The organism is Streptomyces sp. NPDC006283 (genome assembly GCF_040613325.1).
Lineage (GTDB): Bacteria > Actinomycetota > Actinomycetes > Streptomycetales > Streptomycetaceae > Streptomyces.
The window spans coordinates 1-2,638 of record NZ_JBEXRZ010000400.1; the positions used below are offsets into that span (position 1 = coordinate 1).

A 2,638-nucleotide genomic window follows, 5' to 3' on the forward strand; every position below is an offset into this window, starting at 1 on the left:
TGAGGGAGGTGCGCCGACCTGCGGCGTCGTAGGTCCAGGAACTGACGGCGCCGGTGGGTGTGGTGCGTCCGGTGCGGCGGCCGAGGGCGTCGTATGTGTACGACATGGTGCGGCCGTTGACGGTCTCGGAGACGAGACGGCCGTACCGGTCGCGGAGGTAGGTGATGGTGGCGTCTGCGTTGACCGCTTCGGCGAGCTGGTCGGAGAAGTCGTAGGCGAAGGTCGTGATCGCTCCGGCCGCGTCCTTGCGGGTGATGCGGTCGAGTTCGTCGCGCTCGTAGCGGATGGTCTGGCCGAGAGCGTCAGTGCGGGCGACGAGGCGACCTGCGGCGTCCCGCTGGTAGACGAGAGTGCGGTTGTCGAAGTCGGTCTCGGATATCAGGTGTCCGGCCGAGTCGTACGCGTAGTTCCAGGTCAGACCCTGTGGGTTGAGTACCTGGGTGAGGCGCAGCTCATGGTCGTGGGTGAATTCGTAGCGCACGCCGTCCGGGCCGGTGCGGGCGCTGAGCAGGTCGAAGTGGGTGTACTCGAAGCGGGACACCTGTCCCATGGCGTCGGTGTGGGCGACGCAGTTGCCTTCGCCGTCATACGTCCAGGACTGCTGCGTTCCGTCGGCCTCGGTACGGCGGGCGAGCTTGCCCTCTGGCGTCCATTCGAGCCTGGTCGTTGCCCCGAGGGGATCGGTGAGGGTGACGGGGCGGCCGAACGGGTCGCGCTCGATGCGTGTCACCGCGCCGAGAGGATCGGTGACCTCGACGGGAAGACCGACGGCATTGCTGCGGATACGGCTGGTGTTTCCGAGTGCGTCGGTGACCGAGGTGACGTGGCCGGCCTCGTCGTAGCTGTAGCGGGTGACGGCCCCGGACGGTGCGGTCACCGAGATCCGGTTTCCCCGCGCGTCGTACTCCTGGCGAACAGTCGTGCGGTCCGGATTGGTCACGCGGACGGCCAGTCCGAGCTCGTTGTACTGCGCCGACATCTCGCGCCCGTCGGGGCGGACGATCACGACGGGGTGCCCGGCCTCGTCGTACTCGAAGCGCGTCGTGCGGCCGAGCGGGTCGGTACGGCTCAGTAGCCGGTTGTAGCGGTCGCGTTCGTAGCGTGTGACCGCGCCGAGCGGGTCAATGTCCTTGACGACCTGGTGGGCGTCGTTGATGACGAACCGGCTCACGGCACCCGCGGTGGTGGTGGTCGTCGTGACGCGCAGGCCGGTCTCCTCGTCGACACCGGCGTAGTCGAGGCGTAGGGCCATGTGGCCGTCGGCGCCGGATTCGGCGATGCACCGGTCCTGGTCGTCGTAGATGTAGTCGTAGCGGCTGCCGTTGGTGTCCGTCCAGGACGTGATCCGGGCGCGCTCGTCGTAGCCGAAACGGAGCGGCAGTCCGGAGGAGTTGGTGACGGTGGTGAGGTTCCCGTCTGTGTAGCCGTAGCGGAGGATCTCCTGGTCACCGCCGTCCAAGGCTCCGCCGGTCAGGGACAGGGCGGTGACCCGGCCTTCGTCCGTGGCGAGCTTCAGGTGGTAGCCACCGCTGTGCACGATCGAGGTCGGGGCATCGGCCTCGTCGTACTCGAAGGTGATCCAGTTGCCGTTGCGGTCGTCGATCTGGACGAGCAGCGCCAGGTCGTCGTGACGAGTCGCGAAGTGCCAGACGCGGCCGGTGTCCGGCTCGTTGATCGTATAGTCGCCGTCCGGATCGCGATCGAGCGGCCATCGCGGTCCGTGGGTCGGCATGACGGGCACGCCCGGAGCCGGGTGCGGGTAGGACAGCAGCAGGCCGTCCTCGCACACGAAGACGACACCCTCGGAATCGATCTCGAGGCGCTGATCAACGGTGGAGGCCCAGGAAGGGCCGAACCATCGTCCTGCCCGGTAGTCGGAAGCAACCCGGCGCCTGAAGACCAGCGGAAGCGTGCCGGGCAGGACGACGTCCGTCTGGGGCAAGTACATCGACCCCGTGGCCAGGTCCACCGGGTCGGTGCCCTTGTGTTCCACAGCATCCGGCGTCCGAGCGGGCTTCGCCGCGTCTTCCACGCCTTCTCTTGCAGCAGTCTTCGCCCCGGCGGTGACGGCGTCGTTGGCCCCGGCGCGCAGGACGGTCCTCAGCCCGCCTGCGCCCTTGGTTCCGAGGATTTCGGGGACGAGGCGGCCGAGGAATTCGGAGGGGTCGCCCTTGGCGGCTTCCCAGGCGTTCTTCAGGGCGCGGTCGGGGTTGGCGACGGTGGAGGCCAGGCCGGCGAGTGTGGTGTTGACGCCCTTCCAGTACTCGGCCGGGTGGGTCAGGTTGTACATGTCCATCGGGGCGACCGAGCGGACGAAGTTGACGATGCCCGCGGTGCCCTTGACGATGCCGCCGCCGAAGTGCGCCAGCTCGATGCCCTGCCCGACACCCCAGTCCGCGATCTCCAGCACGGCTCTTTCCCGGCCGGTGGGTTCCTTCGGGGCGTGGGCCAGGGCGGCGTGGACGGCGGTTTTCGCGCTCTCGCCGGCCTCGTTGCGGGCGGTGCGGGCGTCCTTGAGGATCTCCTGGGCGCGCTGCCGTTTGGCCTTGCCCGGGTCGGAGAACTCACCGGGGTGGGGCAGCGGCTTGTCGCCGCTGAGTGCGGCGTTGTAGGCGTCGACCTTCTTGTTGAACGCGTC

At 68.5% G+C, this 2,638-nt stretch carries 1 protein-coding gene; it reads right to left on the reverse strand.

Annotated features, from left to right (window positions below; all coding sequences use genetic code 11):
* A partial coding sequence (locus tag ABZ070_RS36540; RefSeq protein ID WP_356640417.1) for a DUF6531 domain-containing protein occupies positions 1–2,638 on the reverse strand: 2,638 nt, incomplete at both ends.